Source organism: Anaeromyxobacter soli (assembly GCF_022808855.1).
Classification (GTDB): Bacteria; Myxococcota; Myxococcia; order Myxococcales; family Anaeromyxobacteraceae; genus Anaeromyxobacter; species Anaeromyxobacter soli.
Genome location: NZ_JAKZLF010000038.1, coordinates 17,686 through 38,698, shown reverse-complemented (window position 1 = coordinate 38,698; position 21,013 = coordinate 17,686). Strand labels below are relative to the sequence as shown.

Annotated in this window: 13 protein-coding genes and 1 tRNA gene; 5 read left to right on the top strand and 9 right to left on the bottom strand. The window is 71.3% G+C overall.

The genetic code is table 11. The features are described from left to right. Positions 1 to 69 precede the first annotated feature (69 nt). The 4 genes from MLV88_RS24715 to MLV88_RS20370 all read right to left on the bottom strand — a co-directional run bounded on the left by MLV88_RS24715 (position 70) and on the right by MLV88_RS20370 (position 5,819). On the bottom strand, positions 70 to 1,593 hold the full coding sequence (locus tag MLV88_RS24715; RefSeq protein ID WP_243338524.1) for a DUF5906 domain-containing protein: 1,524 nt from the start codon (positions 1,591 to 1,593) through the stop codon (positions 70 to 72). Between the two features lie 485 nt (positions 1,594 to 2,078). Next, the gene (locus MLV88_RS20380) at positions 2,079 to 3,170 is read right to left on the bottom strand and encodes a bifunctional DNA primase/polymerase (RefSeq protein ID WP_243338522.1); all 1,092 of its coding nucleotides are present in this window, start codon (positions 3,168 to 3,170) and stop codon (positions 2,079 to 2,081) included. Between the two features lie 130 nt (positions 3,171 to 3,300). Next, positions 3,301 to 3,519: a hypothetical protein gene (locus MLV88_RS20375; protein ID WP_243338521.1), complete on the bottom strand. Its 219-nt coding sequence runs from the start codon at positions 3,517 to 3,519 to the stop codon at positions 3,301 to 3,303. 1,724 nt (positions 3,520 to 5,243) lie between these two features. Then, positions 5,244 to 5,819, bottom strand: coding sequence for a hypothetical protein (locus tag MLV88_RS20370; RefSeq protein ID WP_243338519.1), 576 nt, complete (start codon positions 5,817 to 5,819; stop codon positions 5,244 to 5,246). A 620-nt stretch (positions 5,820 to 6,439) separates the two neighbouring features. Here MLV88_RS20370 and MLV88_RS20365 point away from each other — a divergent pair. Together MLV88_RS20365 and MLV88_RS20360 are read left to right on the top strand one after the other, a co-directional pair. Continuing rightward, a complete protein-coding gene (locus MLV88_RS20365) occupies positions 6,440 to 6,652 on the top strand; it encodes a helix-turn-helix domain-containing protein (RefSeq protein WP_308197559.1) in 213 nt (70 codons plus the stop codon). Beyond that, a complete protein-coding gene (locus tag MLV88_RS20360) occupies positions 6,649 to 7,857 on the top strand; it encodes a tyrosine-type recombinase/integrase (protein ID WP_243338517.1) in 1,209 nt (402 codons plus the stop codon). Before MLV88_RS20365 ends, MLV88_RS20360 begins: the two co-directional genes overlap by 4 nt. Before the next feature lie 40 nt (positions 7,858 to 7,897). Here the strand turns inward: MLV88_RS20360 and MLV88_RS20355 are convergent. From MLV88_RS20355 to MLV88_RS20345, 3 genes are all read right to left on the bottom strand, one after another. Beyond that, positions 7,898 to 7,971, bottom strand: a tRNA-Pro gene (locus MLV88_RS20355). A 128-nt stretch (positions 7,972 to 8,099) separates the two neighbouring features. Further along, on the bottom strand, positions 8,100 to 11,630 hold the full coding sequence (locus MLV88_RS20350) for an Ig-like domain-containing protein (RefSeq protein ID WP_243338515.1): 3,531 nt from the start codon (positions 11,628 to 11,630) through the stop codon (positions 8,100 to 8,102). Between the two features lie 110 nt (positions 11,631 to 11,740). Next, positions 11,741 to 12,733 (bottom strand): hypothetical protein, encoded by a 993-nt coding sequence (locus tag MLV88_RS20345; protein ID WP_242340803.1) that lies wholly within the window; start codon positions 12,731 to 12,733, stop codon positions 11,741 to 11,743. A gap of 33 nt (positions 12,734 to 12,766) precedes the next feature. On the opposite strand from MLV88_RS20345, the gene MLV88_RS20340 reads away from it, so the two are divergent. Then, positions 12,767 to 13,036: a hypothetical protein gene (locus MLV88_RS20340; RefSeq protein ID WP_242340802.1), complete on the top strand. Its 270-nt coding sequence runs from the start codon at positions 12,767 to 12,769 to the stop codon at positions 13,034 to 13,036. Positions 13,037 to 13,057: 21 nt separating this feature from the next. Here MLV88_RS20340 and MLV88_RS20335 read toward each other — a convergent pair whose 3' ends face one another. After that, positions 13,058 to 14,377 (bottom strand): aminopeptidase P N-terminal domain-containing protein, encoded by a 1,320-nt coding sequence (locus MLV88_RS20335; RefSeq protein ID WP_242340801.1) that lies wholly within the window; start codon positions 14,375 to 14,377, stop codon positions 13,058 to 13,060. 190 nt (positions 14,378 to 14,567) lie between these two features. Beyond that, positions 14,568 to 16,313 carry a M61 family metallopeptidase gene (locus tag MLV88_RS20330; protein WP_242340800.1) on the bottom strand — a complete coding sequence of 582 codons (1,746 nt, stop codon included), beginning with the start codon at positions 16,311 to 16,313 and terminating at the stop codon, positions 14,568 to 14,570. 82 nt (positions 16,314 to 16,395) lie between these two features. On the opposite strand from MLV88_RS20330, the gene MLV88_RS20325 reads away from it, so the two are divergent. Together MLV88_RS20325 and kdd are read left to right on the top strand one after the other, a co-directional pair. Further along, positions 16,396 to 19,719: an ATP-binding protein gene (locus MLV88_RS20325; RefSeq protein ID WP_242352760.1), complete on the top strand. Its 3,324-nt coding sequence runs from the start codon at positions 16,396 to 16,398 to the stop codon at positions 19,717 to 19,719. A 165-nt stretch (positions 19,720 to 19,884) separates the two neighbouring features. Next, entirely contained in the window at positions 19,885 to 20,910 is a 1,026-nt protein-coding gene (gene kdd, locus MLV88_RS20320) for an L-erythro-3,5-diaminohexanoate dehydrogenase (protein ID WP_242339542.1), read from the top strand. Positions 20,911 to 21,013: the final 103 nt, after the last annotated feature.

Sequence of the window (21,013 nt, the reverse complement as noted above, 5' to 3'; positions counted from 1 at the left end):
ACAGAGAACAGAAGACCCGGGCGGCGTGAGTCCACCCGGGTCTTCTCGACCCATATCCGCGACGTGAAGTCAGTTCAGCGGCAGAAGCTGAAGCGACGAGTTGTCGTCTTCTGGATGTACGGCCTCGCTGCCCTCGAGCGGAATGCCATGCCACGCATCGAACGAGGTGCGATCCTTTCGTTTCGAGCGCGACTCTGCGAAGGCTCCGTTCAGCATCATCGCGAACGCCCCCTTCACTGCCCTCTTCGGCGGCACGTTGTGGTGCCCATTGGCGCGGCACCACCGTTCGAAGACTTCGTACACGAATGCCGCATCGACGACCGGCACCTGTTTTACAGTCTCGAAAGGCTGCGTCCATCGGCCGAGGCCGGGGAGTTCGTTGAACTCCGCAGCGACCTCGAGCCAGCCGTGGCGGCGGATCTTCTCCACAAACGCCTGCTGTGGCGAAAGCGACTGATCGATGATCATCTGAATGTCGTTATCGGGATCGCGCTCTCCGAACTTGAGCGTCACGTTCACCTCGTAAAGTAGGTGGTGGAAGAACGCTCGGAGCCTGTCTAGCGGCCCCGTACCAGCCGGAGATCCGAGATCAGCGTAGATTTCGTGTGCCAATGATCCGGGCAATCGGCTCTTCACGTAATACGGATTCGCCCGACGATCCCAGTGCTCCAGCAGGACGGGCCGCTCACTGTTCGAGGTGACATACATGTTGTGGAACACCTCGATCGTTTCCCGATCCTTGCCCTTGCCCTCGATGTCGAGCCGCGAGGCGGTCGTCATCTCCTTGATCTTGTTTGCTGACTCCATGGTCCGATTGGTGGAGCTGATCGTCTCGTTCAGGTGTAGCAGCAGCTTGCCGCGGATCTGGCTGTTGAACCTGCTATCGATCGCGTCCTGATCCAACTTCTGGTAGTTCTCGTCGCCGTACATGAGGCGCAGCACATCCGCGAGCGTGTCCTTACCGCACCCGGGGTGCCCGAATACGAGTTGGTAGAACCCCAGGGTGCGCGGTCGACCGCTGCGGTGCAGGCTCTGTAGCGGTGCCGCAAGCGTCTGCATGAAGTGCAGATAGCTCTCCTCACGATCTCCTACGAGATGCCGAACGAGCCGCTCGTAGCAGGACCAGTCGCCCGGCTGCGGCACGAGGGTCGTGGGGATGTAAGTGTTCAGGACGAGCCGCTCCCCTGCCTTTACGAGGGCCTCTTTGCTAGAGAAGATCGGACGATGAGCCTCGATCTTGGGGATCTGGGTCAGGAAGAAATGCATCTTGCGATCGGTAAGGTGAACGAAGAGCATCTTGAACGCATGCGTGGTGACCGCTGTGCCGAATGACCTGTCTCCCAGCCGGCGGCGGAACCCACCTTCGTGCGCGTCGTAGATCCAGTTCTCGGGGTTAGGTGCGAGTGCTCGCCCCGACTCGACATCCGCCTGAACGCGAAGGTCGTCGAGGTGCTTCGCCCACCCATTCTTCAGCCAGACCGCCACCGACATCTTCGGGCCGATGCCCGGGTCGAGTTTGTCGATCGGCAGGTCCTTCCATTTCGAAACAGCCGGAGCGGGCCCTTTGGGAGCCAATGCCCACGCCGCTTCCACGAGTTTCGGATCGTGTTCTGGATGAGGCTCATGAAGCAGGCTTGAGGCGTGCTATCCAACGGAAACCCCGGCCAGTTGTAGCCCTCGTCGGGTTCCGAAAGTGATTTGAGCGAGGCAGCCAACTTCGCTACCCACTCCTTGGCGTGCTCCCACTCGCCGTTGCAGATGAACGCCAGGAGCTTGCTTGCGCCAAGGGTGGTCTCAGCGAAGGCGAGGCAACCAGCTTCCGGGGGAGCGCCACGGGATGCCTCGCTCACCGGGCACGGTTGAGCGAGGACAGATTCAGTCGTGTGTGTTTCCATGTGATGCACCTACAAACTGCCAATTAATGGAGCCGAAGCCCCAGTTGAGAAGGGTGCGTCCCCGGAGCCATTCCGAGGCACGCGGCTATGGAGTTGGAAATGGAGTGCTTGGCCGAGCCTTGAGGCACTCGACAGATGAACGAAAGACTTGGTTATCCCGGCCGACCCTGAGGGCCGACGTTGTCACTCGGCGAGGTACCCATGCGACGTCAGGTATTCACGAACGCCCATGCCGGCATCGTACGCATCGACGTCGAGTGCGGTCCCGCCCCAGCTGCCGTCGAGCTCGCTCTGTCGGCCGCACTGCGTTGCGTGATGACGAGTCGACTTGCAGTTCCACCATGCAGCGGAGGAACTGGTGGCCTCGTACAGGAGGATGAATCCGTCCGGACTTCCGCAGACAGGGCACGCTCCACGACGACGGGGCCACTCGTCGGGCGTGTTGGCGTGGTTGTACTCGAGGGCCGCACGTGCGAACGAACCCGAGGCGTCCCGCTCGAACCATGCTCCTCGTGATGCGCGTGGTGCGCCTCGGAGCGGCGAGGTAGCGCGCGTCTGGACGGGTGCTGGCAGACGCGCTTGAGCCGCCAAGATCTCTTGGATCAGCCACTCGGGAGCAGTGGCGACGTCAGTCTGATCCGGCGTGTGACCCTCGAAAAAGAGGTACCTGTTCCGGGACTTGTGCCGGGACGGAGGGAGCACCGCAAGCCTATTTCCCCCAGCTAGCACGTCGAGTCCGGGGCGTACGCAGCCTAGGCTGCTCCGAATTCTCGGGTCGTGCTTGAAGAACAGGTGCCGTGTCCCGGGCTTCTGCGAACCGCTCTGGGCCATGATCGTTTTCGGCAAGGGCCCACGCGTCGCGACGAGTATCTCGAGTTCGCGTGCGCCGTTCGCGCCGCCCTCGTCCTGCTTGTTGTCGACGTCCAAGATCCAGACGCCCGATGCCTCGCCCGTGAGGAGGCCGATGTTCCAGGGCTCACCGCGTCGGCGAGAATCGCGGCTTTGGAACCATCGGTATTCGAGGTTCGCCAGACTTGATGACGCGTTTGCGGCGTAATCCTTGTACGCCGGGTGCTTTCCGACGTTCCTGCACGCGAGATCGCCGCACGTACAGATGAGCGGCGCGTGCTCGTCCCCCGGCGGTTGGTAGGCGTAATGGACCTCGAACACCTTCCATCCGAGGCGCGCGTACACCGTCAGCGCTTTGAATATCTGCCCGCGATGGTGAGCGGCGGCGTCGGCGGCCGCGCCGCCTGCGGCTGATACGTATGTCATGATCAACAAAAGATAGGCCGCAAAGCGGATTGACGCAAAGGCGCCAGGCCGTACGCGAAACCTTGACAATGAAACCGGCCTGGCATCCCGCGTACCAGGCCGGTCTCCTCGTCCCATCCTCGTCCTAATGCTACTTCCGAAGCTGCGCGTCGTTCGGCCGCGTGCCCGTGTGCGAAGAGGTCTCGGCGATCTCATTGATCGCTTCGTCGAGAAAGCCCAGTGCCGCCACGGCGCGGGTGGCGTTCGCAAGCGCATCCGCGACAAACGCCTTCGCCTCGCACGTCGGGCAGATCGCGTTGGTAGTAGCCATCGAGTGGTGAATCTTGTTGCTCGGGTTAGCCTTGGACACAAATAACCTCGTTTCAGTAATGGGTTCAGAAGTGGTGTGACTGCAACCGCGTTCCCGTCGCCAGGCGGCTGGTGCAGAGGTACCCGCGAGAGCGGGGGAAGATCGCATTTCAGCAGTGGGTAGCCGCCGCAGGGGTCGCGCGGCGGACGTCAATCCGTACGCTCCGCATGGTTCGGGGCGCGGAGCCCTAGCTAGTTCTCGCTAACGGCGCACGACTTGCAGACATATACGCGCCTCCTGCCATCGGAGCTGACGTTGGTCGTGCACTCCCGGCAGCACGCGAGGCCGCAGTACTTGCAAACGCGCACCCACTCGCGAATGTAAGTCGAGCGGTCGACGCGCCGGACGGAGCGGAACGGTTGCAGGTCGCCCCCACAGAGAAACCTTCCGTGCGAGTCGATGTAATACCTGTGGCCGAACTGGTACTTAGTAATGAGAAGCAACGTGTTCTCCTGCTAATTGCGTGGGGACAGCAGATCGTCGCTGCGCCGCATGAGGGCGCCTTCTTCACGAGTGTGCTCGTGAGCGGACCGCCCGACGATCGACGGTGCGGTTATTCTATTGTCAATCAGCAATCGTTGACCTCGCCGACCAGGCGAGGGTGAGCGCCGAGGCCGAACCCCGGTCCATCGGTGGCTCCGTCTTGTTCAGCGTGCGACGGGGTCACGGTGACGTGGACTGAATTACGGCCGAGGTCGGGGAACCGCATCTGGCCGCCGCTGCCCGCGACGCGCGCCGGTCTCGTGATCACGCCGCGCAGCGGACCAGAGGTGAGCGCCACAGCACCACGCGATGCGGCACAAAGGCCCGAGATGGCGCCCGGTTGTAGCGCCGTCGTGGACCCACGCGTTCGCTGGCCCAGTTGTGGCTTCGCGCCGGCAGGCGCGAGGGAGGAAGTGCAGGTGAATCTCCTCGATCTCTTCGCAACAACCGGCGCATGCCCGCCGAAGGACGCGGGTTTAGAGGTGTCGAATGCTGCGGTCCCCTGCGAGGAGAGCTGGGCGCGGGCCAACCCGCGGGACGGTACGGAAGCAGTTGCTGGTCGCGAACCTTGCGAAGAGCAAGCTTGGCCGATCCCGCCGAGCAATGATGCAGGCGTGATGGTCTTCGCACCGGCGCACGATCAGAATGCGAGTGTTCTCGCGCTCTTTCGCCGCGGGGCAAGGTGTTAACGTTCACCCGCACATCGCTCCCGCCGAGAATCAGCGTCAGCCGCGTCTCGCAGGCACGTTCACCTTCATCACCTTCCCGCTGGTCTCGTCGTAGCCTCGAACGGGACTGCAGGAGGCTTTCCCGCTCTCCCCGGGCGGGGCCGGAGGGATGGGGATGAGGGTCGCGGACCTGTCGATGGATCGATGAGCCCGTGCGTGCGACAGCTAGGCCGCCTCGACCTTGGTTCGCGGCGGCGGCAACAAGGCTTGGGCGTGTGCGGGTTCGCCGGGCAGAAGCGGTGCCGCGCTCATGAAGACCCCGTCCGACGAGATCTGCCTGAGCGCGCAGAGCCGCGCGCCGGGTGGCGTGCGCGAAACATCGGAGAACCGAATGGATGTCGTTCTCGCGATGCTCGCCTGCGCCGAAGCATCGCGGTCCCGTTCGCCGCCGAGGGAAGAATCACCGGGAGGGGTCGAATGAGGCGGTCCATCATCTGCCAGATCCTCATGCGATCGCCGCCGCCGCGGCCCCACGGCGACGCCGCTCGTGTGCGCATCTGCATGATGACGCGGTCAGTCTGCTCGTTGGAATCGTCCGTAGCGATCTCCAGAAGACGGGACTCGAGCCCGGGCTCGACGTGGAACTTGGTGGTCGTCGTCACGAACGCGATCGGCCCTCGGTGGTGAGCGTACGGCGGCCAAAGGCGTGTCGAGGAGGCGGGAGACCGCCACCAGCTTGACGATCCTGATGTTGTCGTCCTCGCCAGCAACGCCAGCCGCGTGAATGTCCTCGACGAATCGATCCAGGAGCGTCGGATCCCTGAGCAGTTCCTCAGCCCCCCTCAAGATGCTGGGATCGTCAGGCGCGGAGCGGGTCGCAGTGTCGACCGGGGTTTGCGCGACGATGCCGCCGACGACCCTGTAGCAGCGATCATTGCCGAGCACGGACGCTGGGTCCCCGTAGTCGATGTCGCCGGCGTAATCGGCACCGCCACCGAGTTCGCCGTCGGAGGACCCGTCCGTGAGATCTCTCACGTACTCCGCGAGTTCGTGGTCCTCGCCAAGCGATTCGCCGACAGCAGCAGAAGCGCGCCGAGTGCGGGGCCTCGCAAGATCGATGATGTTGTTGTCGTTCTTCTCGTCCCTCATGTTCTTCTCCGCCGCGGCGTCACCCGCAGCGCGAGTAGAGCGACGTGTGCTGAACCGAACTGCGGCGGACAACACTTAAGGTGTCGTTCTGCCTGAGGAACTTGTCCGACCAGGGATGCAGTCGAACAAGGTTGGGCATGCGGTTTTCGGCACGGGACGAGAGCCGAGCGTGCGGGACCGGACTGCGGTCGGACAACACTTAAGGTCTCGTCCCGCCTGAGGAACTTGTCCGATCAGGGATGGGATCAGAGCATGCGGTTTTCGGCACGGCACCTGGGTCTCCGCGTATGGCCCCAGGATGTCCGCGCTCATGCGAACCCGCTCGTATTCACCGGACCTCGCGCTCACGACCGCGAGCGCAGGCGCCACATGTTTGGCGTCCACGTTGGCGTGCCAGTTGCGAACGCGCGCCTCCGCGTTACATTCCGTCACTCCCGCATCTCGGGGCACGGGGACTAGATCACCCGCAACCGCCGTACTCGTCCAGCTGCGCCGCTGTCCCCGTCGCGCGCAGCTAGACCGCCTTCGGTGAGGCAGCGTCTCGCTGCCATCGGACACCGGGCACCTCATCTCGCCCTTTTGACGCCGTTAAGCGGCCGTCGGGCGCACGAGTTTGCCCTGTGTTCGAGCAACTTCCCCTTCTCCTCACGGCTGAAGAGCTTGCGGTCGTCCTGCGAACGAGCCGCAAGAACGTCTACGAGATGGTTCGTCTGGGTCAGCTCTCGGGCGTGGTCCGAGTGGGCCGCAAGGTCCTGTTTCGTCGGGACCGCCTGCTAGACTTCCTCGCTGAACGGGAAGAGCAGCCCGTGTCGTCGCTCGGAGATCGTCGATGAGCGACGTCACTGTGAGGAGGAAGAAGCACAAGATGCATGTGGCCGGGTGCCAGAAGCTGCGCACTTGCCAGTGCCCCTTCACCGAGGGGGACTGGCAGTACGACATCCGGTTCACCTGGCCGTCCGGGACGCCGTTTCGCGAGAAGCGGATGCTGGACCACCCGGACTTCACGAAGAAGAAGGCGCTCGACTGGGCCACGGAGCGCCGCAACGCCATCATCGCGAAGGGCGAGGCCCGGCTCGCGAGGGAGGCCGAGAAGCCGGTCCCGACGCTCAAGGACTTCGGGCCCGTCTACATCAAGGATTACTGCAAGGCGAACCGCAATAAGCCTCGGACCATCGAGCGCAAGGAGGGGGATCTCGCATTTCACCTCATTCCACGGTTCGGGAACAAGCGCCTCGATGAGATCAGCCTCGCCGACATCCAGCGGCTGAAGGGCGACCTCGCGGACCTGAACGCGAAGACGGTTAACAACGTCCTTAGCGTCCTCCGCACGATCCTGGATTTCGCCGCGGAGACCGGGGTCATCCCGGCCGTGCCGGTCACGTTTCCGCAGCTCAAGACGGCCCCCGCCGAGATCGACTTCTATGAGCCCGATGTCTACGAGAAGCTCGTCGCGATAGCCAAAGAGCTCGACGCTCGCGCCTACCTGATGATGCTCCTGGGGGGCGAGGCGGGGCTTCGCCGAGGAGAGATCGCTGGGCTGGAGTGGAACGACATCGACTTCACGCGCAGGTTCCTGCACGTCCAGCGTTCGGAGTCGAAAGGCCAGCTCTCGACGCCGAAGAGCGGCCGCAGCCGCCGGGTAGACCTAAGCGCTCGGCTAATCCAGGCGCTGCGCGAGAACCGACACGCGCGAGGCTCTCGGGTGCTCTGGAGGGACCCGCACTACCGCTGGGACGCTCCTCACGCGAAGGGCGGCGTGTGGGATCGAACCATCCAGAGTTGGATGGAGCGCGTCCAGCGGCGCGCCGGGCTCGAGGTGACGGGTAACGTCCACATCCTGCGCCACACGTTCTGCTCGCGGCTCGCGATGGGAGGCGCTCCGACGCTCTACATTATGCAGCAGGCGGGACACGCTGACATCAAGACGACGCAGCTCTACATGCACCTCGCGCCGAGCTTCCAGGGAAGCATCGACCGCTTCCTCGGCGGTGAGCAGGCACTTGGTCGTATTTTGGTCGCTACGGAAACTGGACCCTAGAAAAGACGAAAGCCCCGCGAAATCGCGAGGCTTTCAGAAGTCGGGGAGACAGGATTTGAACCTGCGACCCCTTGGTCCCGAACCAAGTGCTCTACCAGGCTGAGCCACTCCCCGATGATGCGCTTCGTCGGACGGATTCCGGGCCCCGGGAAGACCTCGGACCGACGTAAGGCGGCGTAGATACTGGAGTGCCGAGAGGGTGTCAAGGGGGAAGCGCGGGCCGGCTCGGCCCGCCGCTCCCGCTAGAAAACCGTCACCTCCGCGGACTCCGTCTTGCCGTCGAGCCGGGCCTCGATGCGCACGGTTCCGGCGCGCTTCGCGGAGAGCTTTCCGGGCGCCGCGGGGTCGAAATCGACGATCGTCGGGTCGGCGCTCGACCACGTCGCGCGGCCCGACACGTCGAGCGAGGCGCCGTCCGCGAAGCGGGCGGTCGCGCGGAACCGGTAGCTCGAGCCGACGGGTACCGTGGGCGCGACGCCCGCGAGCTCCAGGCGATCGAGGGGGGCGCTCGACACCGTCACGGGCAAGGGCCACACCTGCAGCCCGGAGGCAGCGGTGACGATCGCGGTGCCCGGGGCGACCGCTTCGACGACCCCGGGCGAGACCACCTTCAGCACGGCCGGGTTCGACGAGGCCCACGCCAGCGTCTTCTCGAGCTCGGCGAAGCCCACATTCTCGTAGGTGTTGAGGTACAGGCGCTCGTACGGGTGGAGCCCGAGGGGCCCGCTGTCCGGCGCGAACAGCCCGAACTCGCCGACGGTGTGCGTGACGTTCACGATCGCCGTCGCCGTCTGCCCGCCCCACGTGGCGGTGACGACCGCGCTCCCGAGCTTCTGGCCGGTGATGGTGCCGTACGATCCGGGGTACGAGGCCGTGGCGACGTCCGCGGGCGACACGGTGATCTGCGCGCCGGTCGCTGTGGCGGTGCCGCCGCTCGAGAGCGTCGCGCGGAGCTGCATCGTCAGGCTTCCGCCCACGGGGAGCTCGTAGGTCGGAGGATCGAAGCGCAGGCTCACCGCCGCCGGCTCCGCTGCGGCGCCGACCACCGGGACGCTGTCCGTCCCGACGAAACCGCTCCAGCTCGCGTCGAGCGTCGCCGTCCCCTCGGCGATCGCCTGCAGGTCGGGCGCCGTGCCCGGCGTCCACGTGAGCGACGCGACGGCGGGAGTCGAGCACGCCCAGGTCGAGAGCTTGGTCACGTCCACGTAGTCGCCGCTGTCGAGCTCCAGGAAGGCGCCCGGCGCCGTCTTGTCCCCTACCGTGAGCTGGTACGGGAGCGCCACGAAGAGGGCCTTCGGCGTCGCCGGCACGACGGTACCCTGCGCCACGACCGTCACGTCGTCGAGGCGGGCGCGGAGCTCGACCGAGCCGAGCTTCCGCGCGACCACCGTCGACCCGCGCACCTCGAGGACCGACGGATCGCTCGACTCGAAGGTCGCGAACGTCGTCGCCGAGGCGGTGGTGGTCGCGAGCGGCACGGCCAGGCGGAGCGCCGCCGAGCCACCGAGCGGGACCGTGACCGGCGCGAGCTCGAGGGGCGCCGTGGGCGTCACGACCGAGAGCTGCGTCGACGCCTGCATCGGCACGCCCGACGGGCTCGTCGTGGCGGCCCGCACGTAGACGCTGCCGGCGGCGAGCGCATGGACCCGGCCCGGGTTCGCGGGATCGTCGAACGCGGCGACCGCGGGCGACTCGCTCGTCCACGTCACCTCGCCTTGCACCGGGACTTCCACGTTCCAGCCGCCGGCCGAGTACACGTACATGGCCCGGAGCTGTCCGGTGTGCCCCACCGGCAGCTTGTCCCCGTACGCGACCGCGGGGCGGACGACGAGCCCGCCGAACTGGGACGGCTCGCGCACGACCGTCGCGGTCGCGGAGCCGAAGACGTCGCCGATCGCGGCGGTGATCTCGCCCGTGCCGGGGCTAGACGACCAGAAGCTGCCGCCGTTCACCGAGCCGATGACGCGGTCGCAGCGCCAGGTGACGAGGGTCGTCGCGTCGGTGGTGCGGCCGTCAACGAGGCGGGCCGTCGCGCTCAGCTGGCGGGTGGCGCCCGAGGCCACGACGAGCGACGCCGGGGAGATGGTGATCGAGCTGAGGGGCCCCAGCACCGTCACCGTCTTCGTCGCCGTCATCCCGCCGAAGGACGCGGACAGCGTCGTGCTCCCGGAGCCGACCACCGTGGCGGTGCCCTTCGTGCCGGGCGCGTTCGAGATGGCGATCACCGCGGGGTCGCTCGAGGACCACTCGGCGTAGCTCGACACGTCCTCCGTCTCGACGACGTACTTTCCCTGCACGCGGGTCTGCGCCTTCACCCTCCAGCTCACGCCCGCCGGCACCGACGCGGGAGCGTCGAGGGTGAACGATAGCGGCGCGGTCACCTGGACGCTCGCCGTGGCGGACAGCCCCGCGTAGCGCGCCTCCAGGGTGGTCGTCCCGAGGCCCACGGCCCGGACGACGGTATCGCCCCACCATCCCTTCTCCACGATGCCGACGGCCGGATCGAGGACCGAGAACGTCGCCGCGCTCGAGACGTCGTAGCTCGAGCCGTTCGCGTAGCTCAGCGTCACGTTGGGCGGTGGCCAGGTGTAGTCGCCGAGGCCCATGGCGATGGCGGTCGTGTCGATCGCGAGCCCGGTCGGCGCGTCGCCGGTGACCGTCACCGCCGCGCGCCCGACGGCGCCCCCGTAGCTCGCGCTCACGACGGCGACCCCGCCCGCGACCATCGTCGCGACTCCGCCCGCGGCCACGGTCACGGCGCTCGAGTCGGAGGACCAGGTCGCGAGCGCGGTCACGTCGGCGGTGGTGCCGTCCGCGTGGAGCGCGGTGGCGCGGAGCGGGTAGCCGACGCCGACCGGCAGCGGCGAGGGCACCGGTTGGACGAGGACGAAGATCACGGAGTCGGAAGCAACGGTGAGCTCCGCCGAGGCGGTCTTGCCGCCGAAGGAGGCCGTGATCGTCGCCGCGCCGGCCGCGAGCGCGTCGAGGCGCCCCGCGGTCTGGGCGACGCTCGACACCGCGGCCGTCGCCGGCGCGCTCGAGGACCAGTCCGCGAGGAGCGTCACGTCGCGCAGGCCCCCGTTCGAGTAGACGGCGAACACGCGCACGTCGAGCGCGTCGCCCGCGGCGAGGGTGAACGTCGGGGGCACGCCGAGGAGGAGCGACGCGAGCGACGCCGCCTCCACGGTGACGTGCGCCTGCGCGGAGAACCCGGCGTAGGTGGCGCGCACGTCCGTGCCGCCGACCTTCACGCCCGAGACGACGCCGCGCGAGACCGTGGCGACGAGCGGATCGGCGCTCGTCCAGACGGCGGCCGCGGTCACGTCGATCTCCGCCCCGCCGTCGGTGATGCCGAGGCAGCGGAGCGAGGCGGACTGGCCCGCGGAGATCACCGCGCTGACGGGATCCATCCGCACGGAGACGAACGTCGGCGTGTCCACGGTGACGAGCGCCGTCCCCTGGATGGGCCCGATCGCGGCGGTGATGGTCGCGGTCCCCGCGGTGATCCCCGTCACGACGCCCGCCGACACCTGCGCGATGCCGCCGTTCAGCGAGGTCCAGCTCGCCTCGGCGGTCACGTCGCGCTTGCTGCCGTCGTCGTAGGCGCCGGTCGCGGTGAGCTTCACCGTCGCGCCCGCCACGGTCACCGCCGTCGCCGGCGTCACCGCGATGGAGACGAGGGTCGCCGCCGGCTTCGCGCCGCCGCCACCGCTGCCGCCGCTGCACGCCGCCGCGAGCACGGCCGCGAGGCCGAGCGCCGAGATCCGCCGCATGTTCCCCTCCCCGCGCCGGCAACGGCGCGCGTCCCGGCGTTCACGCTGGGATACGGCGCGCGAGGGTACACAGCGGGTCAACGAGCGGCAAGGCTGCGACCGCACCTACATCAGAACCGTCCTGCCACCCCCGCCGAGAACCCGCCACCCTCGAGCCGCGCCACCATCGGCGCCGCCATCGCCCCCTCGGCGCGCGCGGCGGCCGCCTCGTCCAGCTCCTCGTCCCAGCCGCGCGAGAGGTACGCCCCCGCGGCGAGCCCGACGGCCATCCCGGCGAGGCCCGCCGCGCCGATCGCGTGACCGTTCTCCGCGTTCGCGAACGCCGGCACCGAAACGCCGGCGAGCGTGCCGAGGAGCCCGCCCGCGTCGATGAGGAGTGACCGGCCGCGGCTCATCTCGACGCGCCGCGCGACGAGCGCCATCGCGAGAAGGCCGGCGTCGGTGGTGGCGAGCAGCACGCCCTGGGCGGTCGTGTCGCTCGCGTCGTCCAGGATCGCGAGCGTGAGCCCGCCCGTCACGAGCCCCCAGATGCCGCCGCTGTTCGTGAGCGCCACGGCGCCCGAGGACGGGCTCCGGTCGCGCGTCAGGAGCACCGTGGTGCCGAGCGCGGCGAGACCCGTGCCGAGCGTCGCGCCCACCACCCCCTTCCCGTCCGCGTCAGCGAGCGCGGCGATGAGGCCGCCGTTGAACGTCCCCCAGCTCGTGGCGGACTCGATCGCCTGGGCGCGGCCCTCGGGCATCGCAGCATGGCGGGTGGGCAGGATCGCGAGCGTGAGCCCGCCGACGCCGCCGGCGATGGCGAGCGCGAGGTAGGCGCGGCCGTCGTCGGCCTCCGCGAGGAGCCCGGTCGCGACGCCGGTCCAGATGCCGTAGGTCGTGCCGAAGAACGCGAGCTCGGCGCGGCCGCTCCGGTCCAGACGGGCGGGACGCCGGCGCTCGAGGCGCGGCTCCTGGAGCTCGAAGTGGCCGCGAGCGGCGAGCGCGCGGCTCACCTCGGCGAGCGTGCGCGCGCGGTCGGCGAGCGGGCCGGCGCCGGGGGTGGCCGCCACCGCGTCGAACGCGCGCGCGGCCTCCTCGAGCTTGCCGTCGAGGAGCAGCGCCATGGCGGCGTCGTAGCGGGCCGAAGGGTCCGTCCCTTGGGCTTCGACAGGCTCGGTCCGAGCGGCCGGGGCCGGTTGCGCGACCGGCCGGGCGGGCTGGGCCGGCTGCGCGGCCACGGGCACGACCGGCTGAGCCAGCCGGGCGGCCACGAGCTGGACCCGCTGCCCGGACTGGACGGGCTGCGCGGCGGCGAGGAGGACGGCGGCGGCGAGCGTCAGCATTGCGGCGGCTCCGTCGCTCCCGGTGAAGGGTCCTGGGAGCAGCCGGAGCCTACCGCATGGGCGGCGCGGCGCGAGTTCGCGTGAACGCGTGACGCGGTCGTGCCGCTACCGCACGCACACCGCCTCGACCTCTGCGACCTCCTTCGGCACCGCGGCGGTCAGGTTCTCGTGGCCCTCGGGCGTCACGAGCACGTCGTCCTCGATGCGGATGCCGACGCCGCGCATCTCCTTCGGCGCGCTCTCGTCGTCCGCGGCGACGTAGATGCCCGGCTCGATGGTGAGCACCATTCCCGGCACCAGCGCCCGCGGCTTGCCGTCCACGTAGTAGTCGCCGACGTCGTGCACGTCCATGCCGAGCCAGTGGCTGGTCCGGTGCATGTAGTACTTGCGGAACGCCTTGTCGGCGATCCGCTCGTCGGCGCTGCCCTGCAACAGGCCCAGCGAGATGAAGCCCTCGGTGAGCTTCCGCACCGCGAGGTCGTGGATCGCGTCGAGGTTCGTGCCCGGCTTCACCGCCTCGATGGCCTGCTTCTGCACGTCGAGGCAGAGCTCGTAGAGCTCGCGCTGCGCCTTCGTGAACTCGCCTGACACCGGGAACGTGCGCGTCACGTCCGCCGTGTAGAGCTCGTACTCGCCGCCCGCGTCCACCAGGCACACGTCGCCGTCCTTCAGGAGCTCGGGGCCGGCGCGGTAGTGGAGGATGGTCGAGTTCGCGCCGGCGGCCACGATCGTCCCGTAGCCGGGGCCCGACCCGCCGCGGCGGCGGAACGCGTACTCGATCTCCGCCTGCACCTGGTGCTCGCGCCGGCCGGGCTGCCCGTCGCGCATGGCCGCCATGTGCGCCTCGGCGGTGATCTCGGCGGCCTTGCGGAGCCGCCGGAGCTCGTCCGGCCCCTTCACGAGGCGCTGCTCGTGGAGGATGCGGCCGGGGTCCACGATGGCGCGCGGCGGGCGCTTGCCGAGGCGCGCGCCCTTCCGCAGCTCGTTGAGGACGCGCGCGAGCCGCGCGTCCCACGGCGCATCCTGGCCGACGCGGAACCAGAGCGTCTCCGCGCCCTCGACGAGCGCCGGCAGCCTCGCCTCCAGCTCCGCGACCGGGTACGCCTCGTCGGCGCCGTACTGCTCCTTCGCGCCCTCGATCCCGGCGCGGCGGCCGTTCCAGATCTCCTTCTCGCGGTCGCGCGGCCGCACGAACAGGACGAGCTTCGCCTCGCCCGCAGGCGACGCCACGAGGACCGCGCAGCCCTCCGGCTCGTCGAGGCCGACGAGGTAGTGGTAGTCGCTGTCCTGGCGGAAGAGGTACTCGGTGTCCGCGTTCCGGAGCTTCTCTTCGGCGGCCGGGAGGAGCATCACGCCGCCCCCCTGGCGCGCCATCTGCGCGGCGGCCGCCCGGCGGCGCTCGGCGAAGGTCGAGTTGGAGTCCATGCCCGCCCATATAGCGCACTCCCGCCGGGAGCGCGGGCGCGCCGCCGTCGCGGGGCGGGAGGGCCTCGCCGGGGGCGACGGGCCGTGCCGGAAGGTGGCCTCGACCGCGTAGCGGCCGCGCTCGGCCGGCCTCGGGCCCGCGCGCGCTCGGGGCGCAAAATCGAACGTGATTCCCGGACGATGAAGCGGGCTACTTCCCCGGCCAGCGCGTCCCCGACCACTCCTCGAACGCGGCTCGCTGCGCCTCGCTCGCAGCCTCCACCGGCTCGAGCCAGACGGTGTCCTCGGGCCACGGGGCGAGCGGCACGGTCACCTCGACGAGCTCGTCCCGCCGGAACACGGTGAGGCGGAGCGAGCCGCCCGGCCCCCTCTCGCCGAGCCGGTCCCACAGCGCGGCGCGGTCCAGCCGGAACCCGCCCTCTGCGACGAGCTCGTCCTCGGCGTAGAGGCCGGCCCGGTGCGCCGGGCTCCCCTCCTGCACCGACGCCACCGCGAGCTTCGGCCCCTGGGCGAGCTCGAAGCCGGCCCAGCCGGGCGCGGGACGCTCGTCGCCGTTCTTCGGAGGCGTGCCGCCCTTGTCGTCGAGCCCCTGGGCCGCGCGGCGCCGGAGCCGCAGGCCCACGAGCTCGAGGTCGAGGTCGAGCGGCTCCGTGCCGCGCACCTGGCGATCGAAGAAGCGCCGCGCCGCGTCCGCGCCGAGGAGCTCCGCCGCCGCCTGCTCGACGCCGTCCTCCGGCAGGCCGCGCCCCTCGTGACGCGCGTAGAGCGCGCGCAGGAGCGCGTCGAGCGACGACCCCGCCCGGCGCAGCGCGAGGTCGAGCGCGAGCGCGACGAGCTCGCCCTTCAGGTAGTAGGAGATGGCGCTGTTCCCGCTGTTCTCGTCCGGCCGGTAGTGCTTCACCCACGCGAGGAAGCTCGCCTCCTGGACGCTCATCTTCCTCGCGCCGGGCGTGCGCTCGAGCTGGGTGAGCGCGCGGCCGAGGTTCCGGAGATACCGCCCCGCGTCGAGGAGGCCGGCGCGCGCGAGCGCGAGCCCCTCGTAGTAGGACGTGGCGCCCTCGAACCACCACAGGAGCCGCGTGTACTGCTCGCGCCCGTAGTCGAACGGCACGAGCGCCGCGGGCCGCATGCGCTTCACGTTCCAGAGGTGGAAGAACTCGTGCGCGAAGAGGCCCAGCGTCTCCTCGTACGCGTCGCGCGGGAAGAACTGCATCCGGCCCACGTTGAGCGTCGTCGAGCTCGCGTGCTCGAGGCCGCCGCGCCGCTTCTCGGTGAGGTGCAGGATGAACAGGTAGCGCTCGTAGGGGAGCCCACCCATGAGCCCCCCGAGCGTCTCGACGATCCGCCGGGTGTCCTCCGCGAGCTTCGCCTCCTCGACGTTCCCCCGCCCCCAGATGGCGATCTCGTGCGGCTTGCCGAGCGCGGTGAACGGCACGACGCGGTGGCGGCCGATCTCCACCGGGGAGTCGGCGAGCTCGTCGTAGTCACGTGCGGTGAACGTCGTCGGCCCGCCGGGGAGCGCCGTCGCGATCGACCAGCCCTCCGGCGGCGCGATCTCGAGGACCTGCGGCTCGCGCTCGCGCCCCGGCGCGTAGAGGAACACCGCCGCGCCGTTCAGGTAGCCGTGCGTCCCGTCCAGGTGGCAGGTCCGCACCGTGAGCTCGTTCGCGTAGACCCGATAGCGCACCACCACCCGCTCCGCCCCGCCCGCGTCCACGCGAAAGCGTTGCTTGTCGAGTCGCTCGATCGTGAGACGGCGGCCCTGGCCGTCGTCGGCCTCCACGCCCTCGAGGTGGCGCGCGAACTCGCGCACCAGGTAGCTGCCGGGCGTCCAGACCGGGAGCGCGAGCTCGGGCGTGGCGCCGGGCCGCTCGAGGATCGCCTCGACGTGGAAGAGATGGGAGTGCGGTTCGGGGAGCGAGAGCCGGTAGCGCATGCGGTCACAATCTAGCCGGGGATCAACCGCGTGCCCCGGAGTTCTGTTAGCCTCTCGGCCCCAGGGGGTTCTCGCAGTGTCGATGCTGAAGCTCCACCTCCTCGGGCGGTTCGAGGTGGTCCGCGCGGACGCGCCCATCCCCGCCCAGGCGTGGCGACGGCGGCGGCCGGCCGACCTGCTGAAGCTCGTCGCGCTCGCGCCGGGCCGCGCGCTGGGTCGCGACGCGGCCATCGAGGCGCTCTGGCCCGACAAGGACCCCGCGAGCGGCGCGAACAACCTTCACCGCGCGCTCTACGACCTCCGCCAGATCCTCGGCGGCCGCTGGGTGGACATCGAGCGCGGCCAGCTCGCGCTCCGGCCGGACGTCTGGGTGGACGTGGACGCGTTCGAGGAGGCGGCCGCCGCGGGCGGTCCCGAGCGCTGGGCGCAGGCTGTCGCGCTCTACCGCGGGGATCTCTCGCCGGAGGATCTCGACTCTCCGTGGCTGCAGGGGCGGCGCGCGGAGCTCCGGAGCCGCTTCGTGGACGTGGCGCTGCCGCTCGCGCGCGACGCCGCCGGGCGGGGAGACGCCGGCGCCGCCGTCCCGCTCCTCCGCCGCGTGCTCGAGGTGGATCCCGCCGCCGAGGAGGCGCACCGGCTCGTCATGCGCCTCCTCGCCGAGACCGGCCGGCGGGCGGAGGCGCTCCGCCAGTACGACGCGTGCGACAGCGCGCTGCGCGCCGCGGGGCGGTCCGGCGCGTCGGACGAGACCCGCGCGCTGTGGACCGCCATCCAGCGCGGCGAGGTCGGGCCGACCCAGGCGCGGCCGGCGCTCGACGGCGCGCGCCGCGCCGCCCGGCGGCTGCTCGGGACGACCGACCCGCCCCCGGTGCGCGGGCGCGGGCCGGTGGTGCTGCTCGTCGAGTCGCTGCTCGAGCAGGGCTCGGGGACGCTCATGCTCCTCGGGGAGCGCGGGGTCGGCAAGACGCGGCTCGCGGTGGAGGGCGCCCGGCTCGCCCAGGCCCGCGGGGCGGCGGTGCTGTGCGGCATCGCCACCGGCGGCGGCGCGCCGTACGGTCTCTTCGCCGACGCGTTCGCCGAGGAGGCCCGCGCGAACCCCGCCTTCGCGAGCCCGCTCGCGGGGGCGGCGCCCGGGCCGGGGATCGCCGGCGAGGAGGTGCGGCTCCGCATCTTCGAGGCGGTGGAGCAGGCGCTCGGGGCGGTCGCGGAGGGGCGCCCGATCTACCTCCTCCTCGACGACGTGCACGCGGCGGACGAGTCGTCGCTGAACGTCCTCCACCTCCTCGCCCGCGACGCGCGCGCGCTGAGGCTCATGATCGTCGCCACCTGCAACGAGGCGGCGATCCACGCCGGGACGCCCATCCAGATGGCGCTCGCGCACCTCGACTGCGCGCGCCTGGCGCGCGGCGTCCGCATCCCGCGCCTCGGGCTCGCCGCCACGCGGGAGCAGGTGGCGGACCTGCTCGGCGAGCCGCCGCCCGAGGCGACCGTCGCGCAGCTCTACCGGATCACGGACGGCTCGCCGCTCCTCACCGAGGAGGTCGTGCGGGCGCAGCGCGAGTCGGGCGGGCCGTCGCTCCCCACCGATCCCTCCGCGGCCATCCGCACCCGCGTCGAGCGGCTCGGCGCGCGCGCGGAGGCGCTGCTCGCCGCCGCGGCCGTGGCGGGGGCGCGCTTCGACTTCGAGCTCGTGCGGCCCGTCTCCGGCCTCACGGCGCACGAGGCGCTCACCGCGCTCGACGGCTGCCTCGAGGCGCGCCTCCTCGACGAGGACGGCGCGGGGTACCGCTTCCACCACGCGCTCGTGCGCGACGCCGTCTACGACGGCCTCTCCCCCGCGCGCCGCGCGGCGCTGCACGGCGCGCTCGCCGACGGGCTGGAGGCGGCGCTCCCCGCGGGCGGCGAGCTCCCCTCCGAGGCGCTCGCCTGGCACCGCCGCCGCGCCGGCGATCCCGACCGCGCCGTCGTCCACCTCGTCGCCGCCGGCCACCGCGCCGCGGCGCGCGCCGGGCTCCGCGAGGCGCTCGCCTTCTACACCGAGGCGCTCGACCTGCTCGAGCGCTCCGGCGCGGACGGGCCGCAGGAGCTCGAGCTCCTCGACGCGGTCGGCCGCGTCCAGCTCGGCCTCGGCGAGCTCGCCGGCGCGGCGCGCTCCTTCTCCGGCGCGGCCCACCTCGAGGACGGCGGCGGCTTCCGCCCCAGCCCCGAGCAGCGGGCCCGCGCCCACCGCCTCGCGGCGATCTCGCTCGCCTCCGCGGGCCTGCTCCGCGCGGCGAACGCCGAGCTCGAGGACGGCCTCCACGCGGTGGACGCGCAGGGCGAGGAGGCGGCGGCGCTCCTGCACGTGCGCGCGCAGCTCTTCTGGCACGAGCGCCGCCCCGCCGACGCGCTCGCGGCCGCCCAGGGGTGCCTCGAGCGCGCCAGCGACACGGGCGACGCGGACCTCGCCGCCCGCGCCGCCGACCTCGTGGCCCTCGCCCGCGCGACGCTCGGCGACCCGCTGCGCCCGCCCGACGACGCGACCGGCGACAGCGCGCGCTCCTCCCGCCAGGACCTCGCCCCGGAGCACCCCGTCCCGCTCCATCTCGTCCTCTGGGATCGCGACCTGCTCTGCGACGCGACGGCCGGCGAGGTGGGCCACGCGGCCGCGCTCCTCGCGCAGCGCGCCCGCCAGCGCGGGGCCGCAGGCTCCGTCGCGGCCGGCCGTCACGGCGAGGGCGTCGCCGCGCTCGCCGGGGGAGACCTCGACCTCGCCGAGGCCGCCCTGCGCGACGCGCTCGAGCGCCACCGCGCGGGTGGCTCGGCCATCGGCGAGGCGCTCGCCCTCGAGCGGCTCGCCTGCCTCCTCACGCTGCGCGGCCGCCTGGACGAGGCGCTCGCCCTCGTGGACCTCGGGATCGTGGTCGCGGAGCGCGCGGGGCTCCGCCGCCACGCCCTCACGCGGCTCCACGCGACCGAGGCCCGCAACCGCCTCGCCGCGGGTGCGCTGTACGCGGCGGAGGACGCCGTGCGGGAGGCGAGCGAGACGGCGGCGCGCCACGGCGACTGCGCCGCGTGCGACGCGGTGTTCCGGCCCGAGGCGGTGCGCGTCGCGCTCGCGCGCGGGCGGCTCGGGGAGGCCGAGGCGGAGGCCGAGGCGCTCGAGGAGATCGCGCGGCAGCGCGGCGGCCGGGTGCTCGTCGCGACCGCCCGGCTCACCCGCGCCCGCGTCCTCGCGGCGCACGGACGCACGGACGACGCCCTCGCGGCGCTCGCCAACGCGCGCGCGGGCTTCCTCGCCGCGGGGCACCGGCACGAGGCGGGCCGCACCGTCCGGCTCGAGGCGCGGCTGCGTGGGGCCGGCTGGGCCATGCCCGACGAGCTGCGCGCGCTCGACGCGCTCGTCCAGGTCGACGCGGACGCCTGAGAGGACGGCCTCGGGCGGCCCGGAGCGCACGGGCGAGCGGCGGCGGCCCCGCACGCCGGGATCCCGGTGACGCGCGACGCGGGCCCGGCGGGCGCCGGCCGGGCCTCACCCCGCCCCGCCTCGTCCCTGGCGCACCGCTCGCCCTCCCCCTAAGCTCTCGCGCCCATGGATCCCTACGGGCTTCGCCGCGTGGTCTCGCCCAGGGGCGCGCTCCCCCAGCGCGCCGACGTCCTCGATCCCACCCTCCCGCTCGGCGAGGACGAGCTCTCCATCGAGGTCGAGGCGCTCAACGTGGACGCCGCGAGCTTCCGGCAGATCGAGGGCGCGGTGGGGCGCGACCCGGAGCGCATCGCGGCCGAGGTGCTGCGCATCGTGGGTGCGCGCGGGAAGCTCCAGAACCCGGTCACCGGCTCGGGCGGCATGCTCATCGGCCGCGTGCGCGCGGTGGGGCCGCGCCACCCGGCCGCCGCGTCGCTCCGTCCGGGCGACCGCGTCGCGACGCTCGTGTCGCTCTCCCTCACGCCGCTGCGGCTCGATCGGATCCGCGCCGTCCGGCCGGAGATCGACCGCGTCGAGTGCGACGGCGAGGCGATCCTGTTCGCGAGCGGGCTTTGGGCCCGGCTGCCGGCCGATCTTCCCGAGACGCTCGCCCTCGCGGCGCTCGACGTGTGCGGGGCCCCGGCGCTCGCCGCGCGCCTCGTCCGGCCCGGCGCGCGGGTCCTCGTGCTCGGCGCGGGCAAGTCGGGCCTGCTCGTCGCGGCGCACGCCCGCGAGCTCCTCCCCGGCACGGGCGGCGAGGTGGTGGCGGCCGATCGCTCCGAGGCGGCGCTCGCTGCCATCCGCGGCGCGGGCGCGTGCGACCGGACGATCGCCCTCGACGCCACCGACGCCGTCGCCGCGCTCGCCGCGGTCGAGGCCGCGGGCGGACCGTTCGACCTCGTCGTGAACTGCGCGAGCGTCGCGGGCACCGAGATGGCCTCCATCCTCGCGGTGAAGGACGGCGGCACGGTGCTCTTCTTCTCGATGGCGACGAGCTTCACCGCCGCCGCGCTCGGCGCCGAGGGCGTCGGCAAGGACGCGACGCTCCTCATAGGGAACGGCTACGTGCCCGGCCACGCCGAGCTCACGCTCGACCTGCTCCGCCGGAACGCGAAGCTCCGCGCGCTCTTCGAGGAGCGGTACGCGCGCTGAAGGTCGGGCGAGGTCGGACCCCGACGGCGTCCATCGGCCCGTCGAAGCTCCCGGAGGAGACCCGCGGCCGACGCCGACACCCACCTCCGCCGCCGTCCGGCGC

Coding starts and splice junctions, on each gene's coding strand:
- MLV88_RS20380 (WP_243338522.1), bottom strand. CDS start 3,170: ATGACATACGTATCAGCCGCAGGCGGCGCGGCCGCCGACGCCGCCGCT.
- MLV88_RS20370 (WP_243338519.1), bottom strand. CDS start 5,819: ATGAGGGACGAGAAGAACGACAACAACATCATCGATCTTGCGAGGCCC.
- MLV88_RS20360 (WP_243338517.1), top strand. CDS start 6,649: ATGAGCGACGTCACTGTGAGGAGGAAGAAGCACAAGATGCATGTGGCC.
- MLV88_RS20350 (WP_243338515.1), bottom strand. CDS start 11,630: ATGCGGCGGATCTCGGCGCTCGGCCTCGCGGCCGTGCTCGCGGCGGCG.
- MLV88_RS20345 (WP_242340803.1), bottom strand. CDS start 12,733: ATGGCGCTGCTCCTCGACGGCAAGCTCGAGGAGGCCGCGCGCGCGTTC.
- MLV88_RS20335 (WP_242340801.1), bottom strand. CDS start 14,377: ATGGACTCCAACTCGACCTTCGCCGAGCGCCGCCGGGCGGCCGCCGCG.
- MLV88_RS20330 (WP_242340800.1), bottom strand. CDS start 16,313: ATGCGCTACCGGCTCTCGCTCCCCGAACCGCACTCCCATCTCTTCCAC.
- MLV88_RS20325 (WP_242352760.1), top strand. CDS start 16,396: ATGCTGAAGCTCCACCTCCTCGGGCGGTTCGAGGTGGTCCGCGCGGAC.
- kdd (WP_242339542.1), top strand. CDS start 19,885: ATGGATCCCTACGGGCTTCGCCGCGTGGTCTCGCCCAGGGGCGCGCTC.